The sequence below is a fragment of the Listeria innocua genome (assembly GCF_028596125.1).
GTDB classification, from domain to species: domain Bacteria; phylum Bacillota; class Bacilli; order Lactobacillales; family Listeriaceae; genus Listeria; species Listeria innocua.
The window spans coordinates 833,019-848,806 of record NZ_CP117229.1; the positions used below are offsets into that span (position 1 = coordinate 833,019).

16 protein-coding genes and 1 pseudogene are annotated in these 15,788 nt (G+C 34.8%); 13 read left to right on the forward strand and 4 right to left on the reverse strand.

What is annotated here, in order from left to right:
* The first annotated feature begins 1 nt into the window (after position 1).
* The 7 genes from PQQ29_RS04605 (at position 2) to PQQ29_RS04635 (ending at position 8,142) form a co-directional block, all read left to right on the forward strand.
* The gene (locus tag PQQ29_RS04605) at positions 2–1,534 is read left to right on the forward strand and encodes an alpha-glucosidase (RefSeq protein ID WP_187984054.1); all 1,533 of its coding nucleotides are present in this window, start codon (positions 2–4) and stop codon (positions 1,532–1,534) included.
* A gap of 1 nt (position 1,535) precedes the next feature.
* A complete protein-coding gene (locus PQQ29_RS04610) occupies positions 1,536–2,450 on the forward strand; it encodes an MTP-1 family protein (RefSeq protein WP_187984055.1) in 915 nt (304 codons plus the stop codon).
* A 21-nt stretch (positions 2,451–2,471) separates the two neighbouring features.
* On the forward strand, positions 2,472–3,539 hold the full coding sequence (locus PQQ29_RS04615; RefSeq protein WP_003761245.1) for a BtaManbiosPhlase: 1,068 nt from the start codon (positions 2,472–2,474) through the stop codon (positions 3,537–3,539).
* Complete coding sequence (locus PQQ29_RS04620) at positions 3,536–5,209, forward strand: phospho-sugar mutase (protein WP_187984056.1); 1,674 nt, start codon at positions 3,536–3,538, stop codon at positions 5,207–5,209. The genes PQQ29_RS04615 and PQQ29_RS04620 overlap by 4 nt, the downstream gene beginning before the upstream one ends.
* A gap of 451 nt (positions 5,210–5,660) precedes the next feature.
* A complete protein-coding gene (cshA, locus tag PQQ29_RS04625; protein ID WP_003729443.1) occupies positions 5,661–7,211 on the forward strand; it encodes a degradosome RNA helicase CshA in 1,551 nt (516 codons plus the stop codon).
* A 117-nt stretch (positions 7,212–7,328) separates the two neighbouring features.
* Positions 7,329–7,505: a hypothetical protein gene (locus tag PQQ29_RS04630; protein ID WP_112119701.1), complete on the forward strand. Its 177-nt coding sequence runs from the start codon at positions 7,329–7,331 to the stop codon at positions 7,503–7,505.
* A 148-nt stretch (positions 7,506–7,653) separates the two neighbouring features.
* Positions 7,654–8,142 carry a QueT transporter family protein gene (locus PQQ29_RS04635; RefSeq protein WP_003724800.1) on the forward strand — a complete coding sequence of 163 codons (489 nt, stop codon included), beginning with the start codon at positions 7,654–7,656 and terminating at the stop codon, positions 8,140–8,142.
* A 31-nt stretch (positions 8,143–8,173) separates the two neighbouring features.
* Here PQQ29_RS04635 and PQQ29_RS04640 read toward each other — a convergent pair whose 3' ends face one another.
* Positions 8,174–8,731: a TetR/AcrR family transcriptional regulator gene (locus tag PQQ29_RS04640; RefSeq protein ID WP_187984057.1), complete on the reverse strand. Its 558-nt coding sequence runs from the start codon at positions 8,729–8,731 to the stop codon at positions 8,174–8,176.
* 101 nt (positions 8,732–8,832) lie between these two features.
* On the opposite strand from PQQ29_RS04640, the gene PQQ29_RS04645 reads away from it, so the two are divergent.
* The gene (locus PQQ29_RS04645) at positions 8,833–9,831 is read left to right on the forward strand and encodes an amidohydrolase family protein (protein ID WP_045554569.1); all 999 of its coding nucleotides are present in this window, start codon (positions 8,833–8,835) and stop codon (positions 9,829–9,831) included.
* Positions 9,832–9,847: 16 nt separating this feature from the next.
* The gene (locus tag PQQ29_RS04650; RefSeq protein WP_112119704.1) at positions 9,848–10,159 is read left to right on the forward strand and encodes a DUF2316 family protein; all 312 of its coding nucleotides are present in this window, start codon (positions 9,848–9,850) and stop codon (positions 10,157–10,159) included.
* Between the two features lie 235 nt (positions 10,160–10,394).
* Here the strand turns inward: PQQ29_RS04650 and PQQ29_RS04655 are convergent, their stop codons facing one another.
* Together PQQ29_RS04655 and PQQ29_RS14490 are read right to left on the reverse strand one after the other, a co-directional pair.
* Entirely contained in the window at positions 10,395–10,883 is a 489-nt protein-coding gene (locus PQQ29_RS04655; protein ID WP_041918369.1) for an Rgg family transcriptional regulator, read from the reverse strand.
* A 180-nt stretch (positions 10,884–11,063) separates the two neighbouring features.
* Positions 11,064–11,312 (reverse strand): annotated as a pseudogene (locus PQQ29_RS14490) (helix-turn-helix domain-containing protein); the annotation flags it as partial.
* Positions 11,313–11,690: 378 nt separating this feature from the next.
* Here PQQ29_RS14490 and PQQ29_RS04660 point away from each other — a divergent pair.
* The 4 genes from PQQ29_RS04660 to PQQ29_RS04675 are packed head-to-tail and all read left to right on the forward strand — an operon-like array spanning position 11,691 to position 15,210.
* Entirely contained in the window at positions 11,691–12,086 is a 396-nt protein-coding gene (locus tag PQQ29_RS04660) for a hypothetical protein (protein WP_010990652.1), read from the forward strand.
* A gap of 43 nt (positions 12,087–12,129) precedes the next feature.
* Positions 12,130–12,801, forward strand: coding sequence for an ABC transporter ATP-binding protein (locus PQQ29_RS04665; protein WP_185484326.1), 672 nt, complete (start codon positions 12,130–12,132; stop codon positions 12,799–12,801).
* A complete protein-coding gene (locus PQQ29_RS04670; protein WP_112119705.1) occupies positions 12,794–14,059 on the forward strand; it encodes an FtsX-like permease family protein in 1,266 nt (421 codons plus the stop codon). The genes PQQ29_RS04665 and PQQ29_RS04670 overlap by 8 nt, the downstream gene beginning before the upstream one ends.
* A gap of 14 nt (positions 14,060–14,073) precedes the next feature.
* Complete coding sequence (locus PQQ29_RS04675; RefSeq protein ID WP_185570654.1) at positions 14,074–15,210, forward strand: hypothetical protein; 1,137 nt, start codon at positions 14,074–14,076, stop codon at positions 15,208–15,210.
* Positions 15,211–15,317: 107 nt separating this feature from the next.
* Here the strand turns inward: PQQ29_RS04675 and PQQ29_RS04680 are convergent, their stop codons facing one another.
* Entirely contained in the window at positions 15,318–15,671 is a 354-nt protein-coding gene (locus PQQ29_RS04680; RefSeq protein WP_003727117.1) for a winged helix-turn-helix transcriptional regulator, read from the reverse strand.
* Between the last annotated feature and the right edge of the window lie 117 nt (positions 15,672–15,788).

A 15,788-nucleotide genomic window follows, 5' to 3' on the forward strand; every position in this document is an offset into this window, starting at 1 on the left:
CTTGGAATTTTGGCGAGGTAGTGTTTTTTATGAAATTTATATGAAATCATTTCAAGATAGTAATGGTGATGGTTTAGGTGATTTTAAAGGATTGACTAGTAGATTAGATTATTTGGTAGATTTAGGGGTTGATGGCATTTGGCTCACTCCATTTTATCCTTCACCACAAGTGGATAATGGCTACGATGTTTCGGATTACTGTGATATAAATCCAGATTACGGTAATATGGCTGATTTTCGAGAATTCATGAAAGCAGCAGACGCGCGAGGCATAAAAGTGATTATTGACTTAGTTTTAAATCATTCTTCGACGGAGCACGCGTGGTTTAAGGAGTCGCGGAGTAGCAAAACAAATCCTAAACGAGATTATTATATTTGGCGTGAAAAACCAAATAATTGGGAGTCGTTTTTTGGTGGCTCAGCTTGGGAGCTTGATAAACTTACTGGTGAATATTATTATCACAGTTTTGCAAAGGAACAAGCTGATCTTAACTGGGCGAATCCGGCTGTTCGCGCTGAAATCGAGCAAGTTTTAGCATTTTGGTTAAATGAAGGCGTGGCAGGATTCAGGTTAGACGTGATTAATAATTTAACGCTAGTACTTGAGTTCCCAGATAATCCAGTTGTAGATAATGAAATGGAGCATGTTTATGATCGAAATCAACAAGGACTCGAACAAGCTTTAGAGCAGATTGCTGCTTTTTGTCGCAAAGAGCGAGAGGTATTTTTAGTAGGTGAAATTAGTTCTGATAAATTGCCAGAAATTGCGAAATATAGTTCGAAAACAATGCTTGATGTTACCTTTAATTTTAATTTTGGAAGTGTCGAACTGCTTGATGCGCAATCGGTATTTACTACTTTAAATGAAATGGAAACAGCATTACAAGAGGGACAATGGCCAACGCTTTTCTTTGGTAGCCACGATATGAGTCGATTTACAACACGACTTTCAAACGGAAACTTGTCCAAAACGAAACTGTTAGCGTTTTTAATGTTAACTGCTAAAGGGATACCGTTTATTTATTATGGCGAGGAAGTGGGGATGCCAGATTTAACCTTTTCCTCTGTGGAAGAAATGCGTGATATTCAAGGGACTGCAGCTTATTATCAAGCGTTACAAGCTGGTTCAGATGGACAAAGTGCACTTGAACTTGCGATAAATAAAACGCGCGATAAAGCACGCGGCCCGATGGTATTTCCAGATGGGAAGCCATTTACAACCGGTCAACCCTGGATTAAAATGGCTAGTTTAAATGAGGAAGATGCATTATCAATGTGGCATTTTTACCAAGCTTTACTCGCTTTTAGAAAAGGTCATGATTTTAAAGAAAAAGAATACTCGTCATTAACGCTAGACGGTGAAACACTTAGCTATCAGCGCGGGGAATTCTTATTTTTACTGCATTTTGGTGAGACAGAGGTGACATATCCACTTCAAGGGAAATCAGAGCTTGTTTTTGGAGATGCGGAAATGTTAGAAGCTGGCATTAAGATGGGAGCGTATACTGGAATTGCGCTCAGAGTGGAGGATTAACATGAAATCAATTGAAACCTTATTGCAAGTTTATCGAGAAACAAAGACTGCTTCTCACACCCGTCTTGAGTTAATTGGTGCTTTTGACAAGGATGTCTATAACATTACTGCACCTTTTACTTGGTTTGGAAAAGAATATATTGCTGGGCGAGTGGAAGCACGGGATAGTGAGTTTGCAGAAGTGCGCTTTTTTGAAAATACGGCAACGGATACGTATCAATTAGTTGAAAATACAACTATTCTAGCCTTGCAAGATCCATTTGTAACGTTTGTACAAGGAGAACTTATTATCGGTGGCGTGGAAGTTTTTCCTAAAGAATCGGACAGGGCAATGTTAGATTGGCGCACTAATTTATATCGCGCAACTTCGCTTACCGACTTTGAGCAAATTTTTACAGGTCCAATTGGAATGAAAGATTTACGAGTGAAGGAGCTAACAGACGACCGGATTTTAGTGCTAACAAGACCACAAGGCGAAAAAGGCGGTCGCGGGAAAATTGGCGCAATCGTCATTAATTCACTAGCGGATTTAACAATTGAACAAATTGAAAAAGCGCCCCTTTTAAAACGAAACTTTTCAGGTGATGAATGGGGCGGCGGCAATGAGATTCATTTGCTAGAAGATGGTCGAATTGGTGTTCTTGGTCATATTGCTTGTTTTGATGAAGCTGGTGATCGTCATTATTACGCGTGCTCTTTTTGTTTAAATGAAGATTTTACACAAATCGACCAAGAAAAAATTATTGCAGAACGTGCTGATTTTGCTCCAAGTGAGCCGAAAAGACCTGATTTAGCAGATGTTGTATTTAGCGGCGGTTTAATCAGAAATTCAGACGGTACTGCTGAACTTTATGCAGGAATTGGTGATTCTGATGCACAAAAATTAACCATTCCTGATCCATTTAAAAATAACTAATAGTAGGAGTTTTGAATAGAAATGAACATTTATCGTTATGAAGAAAATCCATTAATTACACCTTTAGACGTGAAACCAATCCATGAAGGTTTTGAAGTGATTGGCGCTTTCAACGGCGGTGTGGCCGAGTATAATGGCGAAGTGCTTTTACTTCTTCGTGTGGCAGAAAAACCAGTTAGTGAAGACCCAGAAATAGTTCTTGCACCAGTTTATAATGCGAAAAACAAAGAATTAGAATTACAATCTTTCCGTTTAGACGATGAAAATTATGATTTTGAAGATCCGCGAATGATTCGCAGTAAAGCAAAACTAGAAGGATTTTCTTATTTAACTTCTCTTTCTTATATTCGAATCGCTCGCAGTAAAGATGGTCATCATTTTACCTTAGATGAAAAGCCGTTTTTATACCCATTTAATGAATATCAGACATTTGGGATTGAAGATGCTCGCGTGACACAAATTGGAGATACTTATCATGTGAATTTCAGTGCGGTATCTGAGTTCGGTGTAGCAGACGCATTAGTTACAACAAAAGACTTTGAAAATTTGGAGTATCAAGGCAATATTTTTGCTCCTGAAAATAAAGATGTACTTATTTTCCCGGAAAAAATTAATGGGAAATATTATGCACTACATCGCCCAAGTTTAAAAAGTATCGGTAACTTAGATATTTGGATTGCTTCTTCACCGGATTTGCGTAGTTTTGGAGATCATCGTCATTTACTTGGCATCCGTCCTGGTGAATACGACAGTGGTCGCGTTGGCGGCGGTTGTGTGCCAATCAAAACAGAAGAAGGCTGGCTGATTTTATATCACGGTGCAACTGAAGAGAATCGTTACGTAATGGGCGCGGCTTTGCTTGATTTAAATGACCCAACAATTGTACTGAAAAGAACGAAAACCCCGATTTTAGAACCAGTGGCTGATTATGAAAAAAATGGTTTCTTTGGCGATGTTGTTTTTGCTTGTGGAGCCATTCAAGAAGGCGACACGTTACACATGTATTACGGGGTAGCGGATACTTCCATGGCAGGTTGCGATATGAAAATCAGTGAAATTTTACATCAGTTAGAAGTGGAAGCTAAATGACTTGGCAAAACTATTTGAATGCTTGGAAAAATGCCGATTTATCTGATGAGTGGCGAAGTGAATTAAAGCGAGTGGAACATGAACAGGAGCGTTTTGAAGGATACTTAACATTTGGAACAGGCGGAATGCGTGGCAAAATGGGGCTTGGCTCGAATCGTATTAACCTTTTTACAATCAGACGGGTGGCAAGTGGATTAGGCGAGTATGTGGCAGCAAATGGAGGCAAAGAGAAGGGCGTCGCAATTTTTTACGATTCTAGAAATAATTCAGACGTTTTTGCAGCTGAAACAGCAAAAGTATTATCAGCACTGGGCATTCGAGTTTATTTATCAGATACGATTCGTCCAACGCCAGCACTTTCTTTTTGCGTTCGGGAAACGAAATCCTTTGCCGGAGTAGTGATTACCGCGAGCCATAATCCTTCTATTTATAATGGATTTAAAGTGTATGATGAAAATGGATGCCAAATCACATTAGGTGCGGCACAGGAAATTACCAGCTATTTAAATAAAATAACGGATATTTTTCGTATACCAGTACGAGAATTACCGAATTTGCTCGTTACTACCATTGGAAAAGAAATGGACGACGCCTATTTACAGGCTTTAACAAAAGTAATTTCTCGTCCGGAATTGGTTGCTGATTATGGAAATGAATTAGGGATTTGCTATACACCACTTCACGGAGCTGGTAAAGAACTAGTTATGCGAGGCTTAGCGGAAAATGGCTTTTCAAATACGCTACTTGTTCAAGAACAAAGTGAGCCAGACGGAGATTTCCCAACGGTTGTTTCACCTAATCCAGAAGAAGAAAATAGTTTTGAATTAGCCAAACTGCAAGCGCAAAAAATGCAAGCGGATATAATTTTGGCAACTGATCCCGATGCTGACAGACTCGGAGTAGCAGTTTTAACCAATCAAAACGAGTATCAAATTTTAACAGGAAATCAGCTTGGTGCTTTGTTATTAGACTATATTTTGTCGGCGAAAGAGTTTGTAACGAAAGAGGATACGATGATTAATACGATTGTCACTGGAGATTTAGGTGGCAAAATAGCAAGTCAATTTGGTATTCGTCATGTCCAAACGCTCACAGGTTTCAAATTTATCGGTGAAAAAATAGCCGAAATGGAAGGGACGCAAGCTAATTTTATTTTTGGCTACGAGGAGAGTTACGGTTACTTAATAGCACCTTTTGTACGCGATAAAGATGCGGTACAAGCGGCCTTACTTACAGCAGAAATGGCTCTTTTCTATAAAAAAGAAGGAACTACCCTGCTTGGAAAACTAACTTCTTTATATGAACAATTTGGCTATCATAAAGAATATTTGCACACTATTACCCTCGAAAACAACGATGGCGCTGCAAAAATGAATCAAATGATAGACACTTTACGAAAAGAACCCCATTTTTTACCAGAAATAGTAGCTGTTGAAGATTTTCTCACTAGCGAGCGAACAAATCTTCTCACAAAAGAAATAACAAACATCGAGCTACCTCAAGAAAATGTATTAAAATTTTACTTAAAAGACAAATCGTGGTTCGCGGTCCGACCTTCTGGGACTGAACCAAAATGCAAAATCTATTTCCAAACCATTGCTGAAACAGAAGAAAACGCAGAAAAAGCAATGAATGACTTAAAAGAACGCGTATTAGCTGTATGGGACTAATAAAAAGCTGGAAATCGTTTTCGGATGATTTCCAGCTTTTTTAAAATTAAAAATAACTAAAAACAGCTGATAAACGTACATTTAAAACGAAATAACTTTTTTTATTCGATAATAGCATGGAAAGATAAGGTTTTGACATTGAAAAGAAATTGTTATTGTGTTATGATGTTAGATGGAAGTTTATTAGGTTTATATTTAGCCTAGTGATTAATGAGGGCTTTTTTATTTGATGCGTTAGAACTGCTATAATGGCAGAGAAATTTTCTGATGCCGTGAATCATTTTGCTTGGTGCGCCCAGGCTTTTCTATTGCAGAAAAATGAAAATGAAAGATAGCAGTTTTCATAAAAACAACTGCAAATGAACAGACAAACAATCGTAATAAGCGTATTGTGATGAATTATAAAAGTAGCTCTCCTACCAAACTTTAAACAGGTAAAGGAGAAATGACATTGACAAAATTTTCGGAGTTCGGACTGGACGAAAAAATTGTAAAATCAGTAAATCGGATGGGGTTTGAAGAAGCAACGCCAATCCAAGAAAAAACAATTCCACTAGGACTAGCAGGTAAAGACTTAATCGGACAAGCACAAACAGGTACTGGTAAAACAGCCGCTTTTGGTCTTCCAATGATCCACAAAATCGACCAAAAGAGCAACAACGTACAAGCTTTAATTATTGCTCCAACACGTGAACTTGCAATCCAAGTTTCAGAAGAGCTTTATAAACTTAGCTATGACAAACATGTGCGTGTGCTAGCGGTTTACGGTGGTAGTGATATTAGCCGTCAAATCCGTTCACTTAAGAAAAACCCACAAATCGTAGTTGGTACGCCAGGACGTATTTTGGATCATATTAACCGTCGCACACTCAAACTAGACCACGTGGAAACACTTGTACTAGATGAAGCAGACGAAATGCTAAACATGGGCTTCATTGATGATATTGAAACTATCTTAAAAGAAGTGCCAGCAGAACGTCAAACATTACTATTTTCTGCAACAATGCCTGATCCGATTCGCCGTATTGGTGAACGTTTCATGCACAGCCCAGAACTTATTCGTATTAAAGCGAAAGAAATGACTGCACTATTAATCGAACAATTCTTCGTAAAAGTACACGAAAAAGAAAAATTTGACGTATTATCTCGTTTATTAGACGTTCAAGCACCAGAACTAGCAATTGTTTTTGGTCGTACGAAACGTCGTGTAGACGAACTATCTCGCGCGCTTGATATGCGTGGTTACGTGGCTGAAGGTATCCACGGTGACTTAACGCAAGCAAAACGTATGAGCGTACTACGCAAATTTAAAGAAGGAAAAATTGATGTTCTAGTTGCAACAGACGTAGCAGCACGTGGACTTGATATTTCTGGCGTAACACATGTATATAACTATGATATTCCACAAGATCCAGAAAGCTATGTTCACCGTATCGGTCGTACTGGTCGTGCTGGTAAAGAAGGTATGGCGATTACTTTCGTACAACCTCGTGAAATGGGTTATCTACGTATTGTTGAAGAAACTACGAAAAAACGTATGCAACCACTTCAAGCTCCTACTTGGGACGAAGCATTTGCAGGACAATTACGCGTAGCAACCGAAAAAATTCAAGAAGCAATCACAGAAGAAAACTTAGCTGACTATAAAACGTTTGCTAACGAACTTCTTGAAAAATACGATGCAACTGACATCGCAGCAGCAATGCTTAAAATGTTAGCGAAAGAGCCAGACAAAACTCCTGTCCATATTACTGAAGAGCGCCCATTACCATCCCGTGGTGGCGGTGGCTACAAAGGTAAAAATGGTAAAGGCGGTAAAGGTGGCGGCTATCGCGGCGGAAGCGGTAAAGGCGGAAGCTACCGTGATCGTAACAACAGCGGCAAAGGTCGTCGTAGCGGCGGCGGAAGCGGTTCTGGCGGTGGCGGAAATCGTGATCGTCGTGGTGGCGGAGAACAACGCAGCGGCGGCAACAAAGGCAACTACTCACAAAAATCTAAATAAGATTATTAGACAAATAGTTACCATATAGATAGACTGTAGATAAAGAAGTTTTAACTTTATCTACAGTCTATTTTTTTATAAATACTAATGTTAGGGAACGGAAGTGTGGCGCTCGTCATGAAGATAAACAAAATTATCGAATATATTGTCGTAGCAATCATCGTTCTAGTGTGGACTTACCTCATTGTCATTAAAGAAATTCTTCCTAAAAATATAGGATTTATTTCATTAGTAATTCTATCAATAGTTCTTTATTTTGTAGGTAAAAGGTTGAATGGGAAACATAGCAGATAAAAAACGGCTATACTCTAAGTAGCCGTTTTTTTTATGTGCAATAATTCATTTACATTAACTTCCAAATATGAGAAAATAGCATGTTGGCAAAATTGCCACACGTGGTTCATTCATACCATCCCACGTAAAAAAACTAGGAGGAAAAATAATGAAAATGAAAATTTTGACGGTGAATGCAATTATCGCCGCACTGTATGTAGTGCTCGGGATGATTGTCGCACCAATTGGGTTTATGGCATTACAATTTAGAATACCAGAAATCTTTAACCACCTAATCGTCTTTAATAAAAAATACTTCTGGGGCATTATCGTAGGTGTTTTTATTACGAATTTATTCTTTTCCGGATTAGGTTGGATTGATTTAGTTTTTGGCGTAGCACAATCGGCTATTTCCCTTTTACTAATGATTGGAATTTCTAAATACGTTAAAGGAATTATTCCGCGGATGATTATTAATACGATCCTTTTCTCGCTAACGATGGCAATTATCGCTTGGGAGCTAGTGATTGTTTTTGACTTACCGTTCCTAATTACTTGGGCAACAACTGCGGCAAGTGAATTCATCGTAATGGGTGTCGGGATTCCGCTAATGTATCTATTAAATAAACGGTTGAATTTCCGTAAAATGATTGATTAAATGAGAGAGTCTAAGGGAACTTAGGCTCTTTTTATTTTTGTAAAAAGCGAGCTGCCTCCTGTATCAATTCAACTAATTGACCATTCGTATAGTCTTTATTCGATTGTTGAATTTCTGCTGCTAAACTTAAAATCATCCTAGCAAAACAATTAGGAATAAAGTGACTATCTGAAAAGGAAACTTCTTTTAACAAACTAATTCGAAGTATTTCTCCAGACACTACATCAATAAAAATATTTTCTGCCCGGCTCCAAAAAATCACTTGAAATAAAAGCGGGTTTTTTTGAATAGTTCGGAGGATTAAGCGTTGGATATTTTCTTTTGTTAAAATAATTTGGTCGAATTCCAAAGAGAAGTACTGCATGGTTCGCAAAATCTGGACTTCAATCACTTGAATAATCTCCTCATGATGACGATAAAAAGTGGCTCGTGATACTCGCGCTTGTTCGCATAAATCTTTTATAGATATTGATTCAAATGTTCTACCTTCCACATAAAACCTCTCCAAAACTGTATATAGTTTGGTTTGTGTTTTTTGTGTACGCAAATCAACATTCAACGGTTGATGCACTTTTACGTAGTTATTCATAAAACTCTCCTTTTTATGATACATAATTGTTATTAGTGTATCGAAATGTGGCTATTTTAGCAACTTAAAAAGGGGTATTGTTTACTTAAGGAGGAATGAACATGAAATTTATAACAATAGAAGAACATTTTGAATCCGAAGTCATTACGAATGAAATCAACAAAGTCACTGGAAATTTAGTAAGTGGACAGGTTAGTCCGGAAATGTTTCAATATATGCAAAAGGAACTTCCTTCAGCAACGGAAATGCAAGATACAGAAAAACGTTTAGCATTTATGGATCAACATGGTATTGATATGCAAGTACTTTCTTATGGAAATAGTTCTCCGCAAAACTTAGGTCCAAAAATTTCGGTAGCTCTGTGTAAGCGAGCAAATGATGAACTAGCGAAGGTGATTCAACAAAATCCTACCCGATTTGCTGGTTTTGCTGTCTTACCAGTAGGCTCACCAGAAGATGCTGCTATTGAATTAAAAAGAGCCGTAGAAGAACTTGGTTTCAAAGGTGCACTTGTAAAAGGGCAGTTTGAAAATAAATATTTTGATAATAGCTTTTATTATCCGATTTTCGAAATGGCGGAAAAACTAGATGTACCGATTTCGTTTCATCCATCGTTTATCCCAGAACCTATTACAGAACAATATTTTGCCAGTGATGCTTGGTCTGATGTGGTGACCGGGGTATTTTCATCTGCTGGTTTTGGCTGGCATATGGATGTTGGTATTCAAGTCGTGCGGATGATTCTTTCAGGTATATTTGATAAATTACCGAATTTAAAAATCATTACAGGGCATTTAGGGGAAATGGTGCCAATGTTTTTAAACAGAATGGACGATACACTCGGCCACTGGACAACGTTAGAACGGAAAATCTCTGACTACTACCGGACAAATGTGTATGTGACACCAAGCGGTTTATTGTATAAAAACGAATGGAAATTTTTATTAAATGAATTAGATGAAAATCATCTTATTTATGCGCTAGATTATCCTTTTGTAAAACCAGAAAATGCTGGGACTTTCCTAGATACGCTTGATTTAACGGATGAAGTAAAAGCAAAAATCGCTCACGAAAATGCTGAAAAATTATTACATTTATAAAAGGTGGAATTCAAAAATGACTTTATCAAAAGAACAAATCAAAGCAACGAAAAGTGAGTTTGCAGAGAATTTGGCGCTTGCGAATTTAACGATTGCCGAAGTAGCGAAAGAACTAAATACAAGTGAAGTAAAAATAGAACGGATTTTGAATTTAAAGCAGCGTTCTTTAAATGATGGTTGGATATTGCGAAATTACTTACTTAGAAAGGTAGCGGAAGTAGGGAAGACACCAGTTCCATTTACAGCGCTCAGTGGGGATTATCATGGGTATTGGTTTTTAGATGGAGAAGAAATTGATTCTGGGGTGTTAAGTGAAGGAGCTTGTTAAATAATGCATTTTTAAAGAAAAAAATTCATTTGGAGAAGGTATGTTTGCATCAATTGAAGAATAAGAAATAAGTATAAAAAGTTAGAAGGTACAGGCATTAATGTACTTTCTAACTTTTTTTAGTTTAAATAATGACTACTATTAATAGCAAATATATTTTCGCAGAGAAACACTAGTGTTACCATAATACTATAGTGATTATTGAACAATAAAATCAAATTAATCTAGGATTTCCTCAACGTAAATCTGGGAAATATTCTTTTTCAAATTGTAATAGAATAGCTTCTTTATCGATAGTAAGGAGAATATTTTTCGCCTTAGTTATTAAGCTATAATCATTAGTGTTAACACCTTGTAAATAATATGCGCTAGCTAATAAATCAAAGCGGTTAATTTCTTTAGCAATAATAATAGCAGCGTTTAAACTACTTGTTGTAATGGTAGAATTATGTTGCATAAAAATAGTGGCAGTATTGATAAGCAGAGCTAATTTTAGCGGATTTAAAGATTTATCTAAAGCATTATATTTATCAATCATTGTTAATAATCGGGGGACAAATTTTTCGATTACATCCAGCGGGAAATAAAATAGAATATTACACACGAGGCGTATCTCAATCAGTGAGAAATTATCAATTTTTTCTAATCGCTTCCAGATTGGCTTAACAAGCTTTTGTGCTTTTTCAACTTCATTGTTTGTTAAAAGAAGTGATGCCTTTAACACGATTCTAATATCTTCTAATAAATTGTCTTTAAAATGATTATCTAAATAATTATCGCATCTATTTATAATTTTCAATATTAGTTCTGTTTGTGTATTAGAAACGAGTTTGAAAAAGTCTGCAATAATATCTTCTCGAGTGTTTAATTTATAATCATTTTTAATATACCGAAGTTCATCTATGGTTACATCTAATTTAATGACGATATTCTCTATTGTAGTGATGGTTGGTATAATATTGTTATTTTCGATTTTCGAGATAGTAGTGCGAGCAAGAATGTTATTAGATACATACGATTGAGAAAGTGATTTATTTTTTCTGATTTGACGAATAGCAGCTCCATATGTTTTTATAATAGCTCTCCTCCAATGTAGTAAAATAATTATAATGTTTTTTGGGGGTGAATATAGTGAACATAAAACTGAAATTATGTATTTTCATTGTAACATAGTGAATATACAAATAATAGAATTTGTGAAAGGAGTATCAAATTATGATGCAAATGATTAATTGGTTTTTTGGTTCATCAAATTATTTAAGATAGTTTTAGTCAATTTAAATAATACTAAGAAAGGAAACTAATTTAGCCAGAAGATAGAAATATTTAGTTCGCTTTGATGCGAGATTAATATTTTGATTAATCTGAAAATAAAGAATTCATGTAAGGTGGTGATTAAAATATAAGTTAGTATTAGAAAGAAGTATATGAACTTTATGCAATATGGCGCTGAAGTATATATTGTTGAAGATTATATAAACAAGTGGGGTGCTTGTTTGGTTTATACTTTTAAAATTTAGGAGGAAATTAAATGATGAAAAAAATTGTAATTGCGATTGCTATAATCTTTGGTGTACTAGGAGCAAGTGGCGCTACAGAGCAAAGTGTAGAAGCCGCTTCAACATATAATGCGACAGGAATGTATAACGGATTGCTCAAGGCGGAGTTAAGCTTAAATTATGGATCATGGTCTTCAGCAGCTAGGTATACCGGAACCAAGCCGTATAATCTTCCTAGAATAGCTATCCAAACTCGAATTCAAAGAAAAGATGGTGTAGTAAGGACATATTGGGAAGAAACAAGTAATAATTATGTGAAATATGATGGTGGATCTAATACAGTTGGTCCAAATGGAAATAATTATGCTCGTGCATATGGATATTATTATGGTGGTGGTGAAACTCGAGTAGCCACTAGATGGATGTAATACATTAACTTTAACAAGCACCCCAAATATAGGAGGAACTTCAATGTCTGTATTAATGTGTTGTGAAAATGTATCTAAAACTTATTCAGGAAATTTACAGCCTACATTAGTTAATATTAATTTAACAATTAAAAAAAATAATTTATATTTTATAAAAGGACCATCTGGAAGTGGAAAATCAACATTACTTAATATGCTGAGTCTTATAGATGCACACTCTTCTGGAATAATGAAGTTCAATAATTTTGATATTAGTTCTATGAATGCAAAAGAAAAAAACCAAATACATTTAAATGACATAGGAATGATTTTTCAGAAATACAATTTATTATCACCGTTAAATGTGATTGAAAATATCATGATGTCCAGACTATATGCAGATTTTTCTAAAAAAGATTGTATTATAAGTAAAGCAAAGCAAGTGATAAAGTTATTACATTTAGACGGTTTAGAGGAACGAAAAATCAATCAACTATCTGGTGGACAACAACAACGTGTGGCAATAGCTCGAGTTTTAATGCAAGAGCCAGAACTCTTGCTAGCCGATGAACCGACAGCAAATGTTGACAAGGAAACAGAAGCAATCATAATGGATATTTTTAGTCAGTATCGAGAAAAGGGAGCGTTAATAATAGTTTCTCATAATGATAGTTATGCTGATATTGTGGATGCATCCTACGAGTTAAATAAAGGTAGGATATCGAGCTATGAATAATAACAAATTCGTTTTTTGGAATTTTTGGAAAAATTATAAAAAAACTAGTAAGCAATGGTTGTCAACGGGAGTTGTTACTTTTTGCGGGCTGTTACTAATAAACGTGACTATTTTAATTGTTTTTATTGGAAATACATATATTAATGTAAATTTTACTGAAAATAATTCTCTAAAATGGATAGAGGTTCAGAGTGATGGGCCTTCGATTCCATTAAGACAAATATCAAGAAATAGAGATAATACGATTACACTATTACCAAAGTATGAACCCTTTATGAGTGGTGTAACGTTCGAAAATTATGATGAAAAAGGAAATGTTAAAATGTCTATGGATGTTAATAGTATTTTTGTTCCTTATGAATCTCTTGAATTTTTTGGCATAAACATAAAAGATATTGATAAAATACAGTGGGATGAGGGAAAAGTAATTTTAGTTTCCCCAATTGATGCAAAAAGTAATGGGCTGTTAGATGGACAGAAATTGTCTGTTCCGTTTGATAAAACAGCATTCAATAATGAATTTGATTTAAGTGATACTGAATTAGAAGATTATATAGCTAAAATAAATGAAAATAAAATTGAGGTGACAGTTAAAATTCGAGAAATTACAACTTTGCCTCAATATGAAAATTATTCTTTACTTCCTATTCAATTATTAGTCAACCAACACAGTAAGGTTAATTCTATAAGTGAAGACGAATTTATTTCGAATGCTAAATTAACAGATGGGTTTTACATCATAGTAAAGAAGTTCGAAGATGTAGATAAAATTGCTAATGAATACAAAGCAAGAGGTTATTCTCTTAAATATGCATTAGAGTCGTTTCAAAATCTATCCGAAATATTATCCAATGTAAAGTTAGTAAGTAATTATTTTATATTACTAGTGACAATTATAATTAGTATAACTTTTATTAATAATTGCTCTCAAATATTATATCATCGAAAACATGAAATAGGATTACAGCAAGCGCTAGGAATTAGTAAAAGGAGTTTGATTTGGAGTACTCTAATAGAATTCGTTTTTCAAAGTATTATAGTAATGATTATCATTCTTCCAACGATTGTTTTTGAATGGTTTGTTGTTAAAAGTATGTTAACTAATAACATAGTGGAGATTAATGGTTTAGAAACAGTACTTGTTGTTTGGGGAATAAATTGGATTATTATATTAGCAATTTCTTTAATAGGAGCTACGTTCCCATTAATGGGAACGTTTAAATTAAAAATTGTAAATCTATTGAATTCCATAGACTAGTTTGGAGGAAAAATATGAAAAAATATTATTGTATGTATTTGATTGTTTTAGTATTGCTATCTGGCTGTACAACAACTCCAGTAAAGGAAAATACGAGTAATCAATCAATCAGTAATATAAAAGTAGAAAATATAAAAGACATTATTCCAATCAGCAAAGAAATAGTCAAGGATCAAAAAATTAAAGTAAAGTCCTATATTCTTAATGCCCAAACTGGAGAGCGTATTAATACAGATATTTTATTTGATGAAGTTCCGAATCTTTTCCAAATGCATGGATATGATATTTACTCTTCAGCATATCAATATTATAAAGATCGTCTTGTTATTGGCTGTCAATCTGGCGGAGGGAAAAGTTATGTTTATAAAATATCTGACGACGGGCAGTTGACTGTAGACACAGTCAGCTATAATATACTTTATTATGATGAAAATAAAAGATTATATATAGCACAAACAGATGAAGGATATGTAACATTAAATGAAAAATATGCAGTGAATGAAGAATTTCCAGTACTGAAAGATAGCAATATTACTACTAAAGACCAGAGGTTTATATTGCAAGCCTATGGTGTTAATGAAATTTACTATTTAGGAAGATATGGTGAAAAGACTTACCAATTAATGAAATATAATTCAAATGAAAAGAAGTTAGTTAAAGTTTATGATTTGGTAGAAGAATTAAAACAACAGGGCATTGATTTTAAGGAAGGATCAGAAATTAATCCAAAAATGACTCTGTATAAAGAAGGTCAAAAATCATATATTTCTATCTCAGTAGATCGAATATGGAATGGAAAAGATGACTTTAAAGAAATTAATAAAAATATCCTAATAAATATTACTAATAATGTAGCCATATTTGATAATGCTTTTGAGGAGAATGATTCTGCATATCCTGAACTAGATTTTTCAAGAAATGTAATGCAAAGTTCTGATAAAATATCTATTTTCAAATTAAATGAAGGAAAAATAATAAGAGTGAATGACTACAATGCAGAAGATATAATTAATGATGGAGATAATCATATTAACTATATCTATCGTATGGATGATAAGGAAATTATAATGAATGTGCCATCAGGAGTTGTTAAATATAATATTGCTGAAGATAAAAGTGAACAACTATATGTAGATAGGCTTGAAGAATGATTCTATTATATTTTAGTCTTAAGATTAAATTGTGTTTGTGACTGACTATCCTCAAAATCACTAGTGACTTTAGAGTTCTAATTCTAAGGTTGCTAGTGATTTTTTGCCTAATCTCGTTTCAACAAAACAATATCCTCATTCTTCGTCAGCAATAAATCCACATGATTCTCGCCCCATAAGCAAAGTTTGTTCAAAATCTCCGACAACGATTCGCCGTATTCACTCAATGAATACTCGACTTTTGGTGGGATTTGCTCATATACTTTGCGAACAATAACTCCAGATTTTTCCAGCTCGCGCAATTGTTGTGTGAGCATTTTTTGTGTGATGTTGGGGATGAGTCGTTTTAATTCGCCAGTTCGTTTTTTTCCTTCGCGTAAATGGCAAAGGATGACTGGCTTCCACTTACCGCCTATAACTTCAAGTGTAGCTTCGACACCAATATTATATACTTTGGTCATAATTATCCTCCTATAGGCACTTTTTAGTATCTATATGACTTTTAAGTACCTTCTTGTTATTTTGTACGGTATATAAGATACTGTATAACAGAACGAAACAATTTGCAATTTTTTAGG

Bases quoted from the DNA above. Each gene is read 5' to 3' on its own strand.
- PQQ29_RS04610 (WP_187984055.1), top strand. From the start codon at position 1,536: ATGAAATCAATTGAAACCTTATTGCAAGTTTATCGAGAAACAAAGACT.
- PQQ29_RS04615 (WP_003761245.1), top strand. From the start codon at position 2,472: ATGAACATTTATCGTTATGAAGAAAATCCATTAATTACACCTTTAGAC.
- PQQ29_RS04620 (WP_187984056.1), top strand. From the start codon at position 3,536: ATGACTTGGCAAAACTATTTGAATGCTTGGAAAAATGCCGATTTATCT.
- PQQ29_RS04630 (WP_112119701.1), top strand. From the start codon at position 7,329: ATGAAGATAAACAAAATTATCGAATATATTGTCGTAGCAATCATCGTT.
- PQQ29_RS04635 (WP_003724800.1), top strand. From the start codon at position 7,654: ATGAAAATGAAAATTTTGACGGTGAATGCAATTATCGCCGCACTGTAT.
- PQQ29_RS04640 (WP_187984057.1), bottom strand. From the start codon at position 8,731: ATGAATAACTACGTAAAAGTGCATCAACCGTTGAATGTTGATTTGCGT.
- PQQ29_RS04645 (WP_045554569.1), top strand. From the start codon at position 8,833: ATGAAATTTATAACAATAGAAGAACATTTTGAATCCGAAGTCATTACG.
- PQQ29_RS04650 (WP_112119704.1), top strand. From the start codon at position 9,848: ATGACTTTATCAAAAGAACAAATCAAAGCAACGAAAAGTGAGTTTGCA.
- PQQ29_RS04660 (WP_010990652.1), top strand. From the start codon at position 11,691: ATGATGAAAAAAATTGTAATTGCGATTGCTATAATCTTTGGTGTACTA.
- PQQ29_RS04665 (WP_185484326.1), top strand. From the start codon at position 12,130: ATGTCTGTATTAATGTGTTGTGAAAATGTATCTAAAACTTATTCAGGA.
- PQQ29_RS04670 (WP_112119705.1), top strand. From the start codon at position 12,794: ATGAATAATAACAAATTCGTTTTTTGGAATTTTTGGAAAAATTATAAA.
- PQQ29_RS04675 (WP_185570654.1), top strand. From the start codon at position 14,074: ATGAAAAAATATTATTGTATGTATTTGATTGTTTTAGTATTGCTATCT.
- PQQ29_RS04680 (WP_003727117.1), bottom strand. From the start codon at position 15,671: ATGACCAAAGTATATAATATTGGTGTCGAAGCTACACTTGAAGTTATA.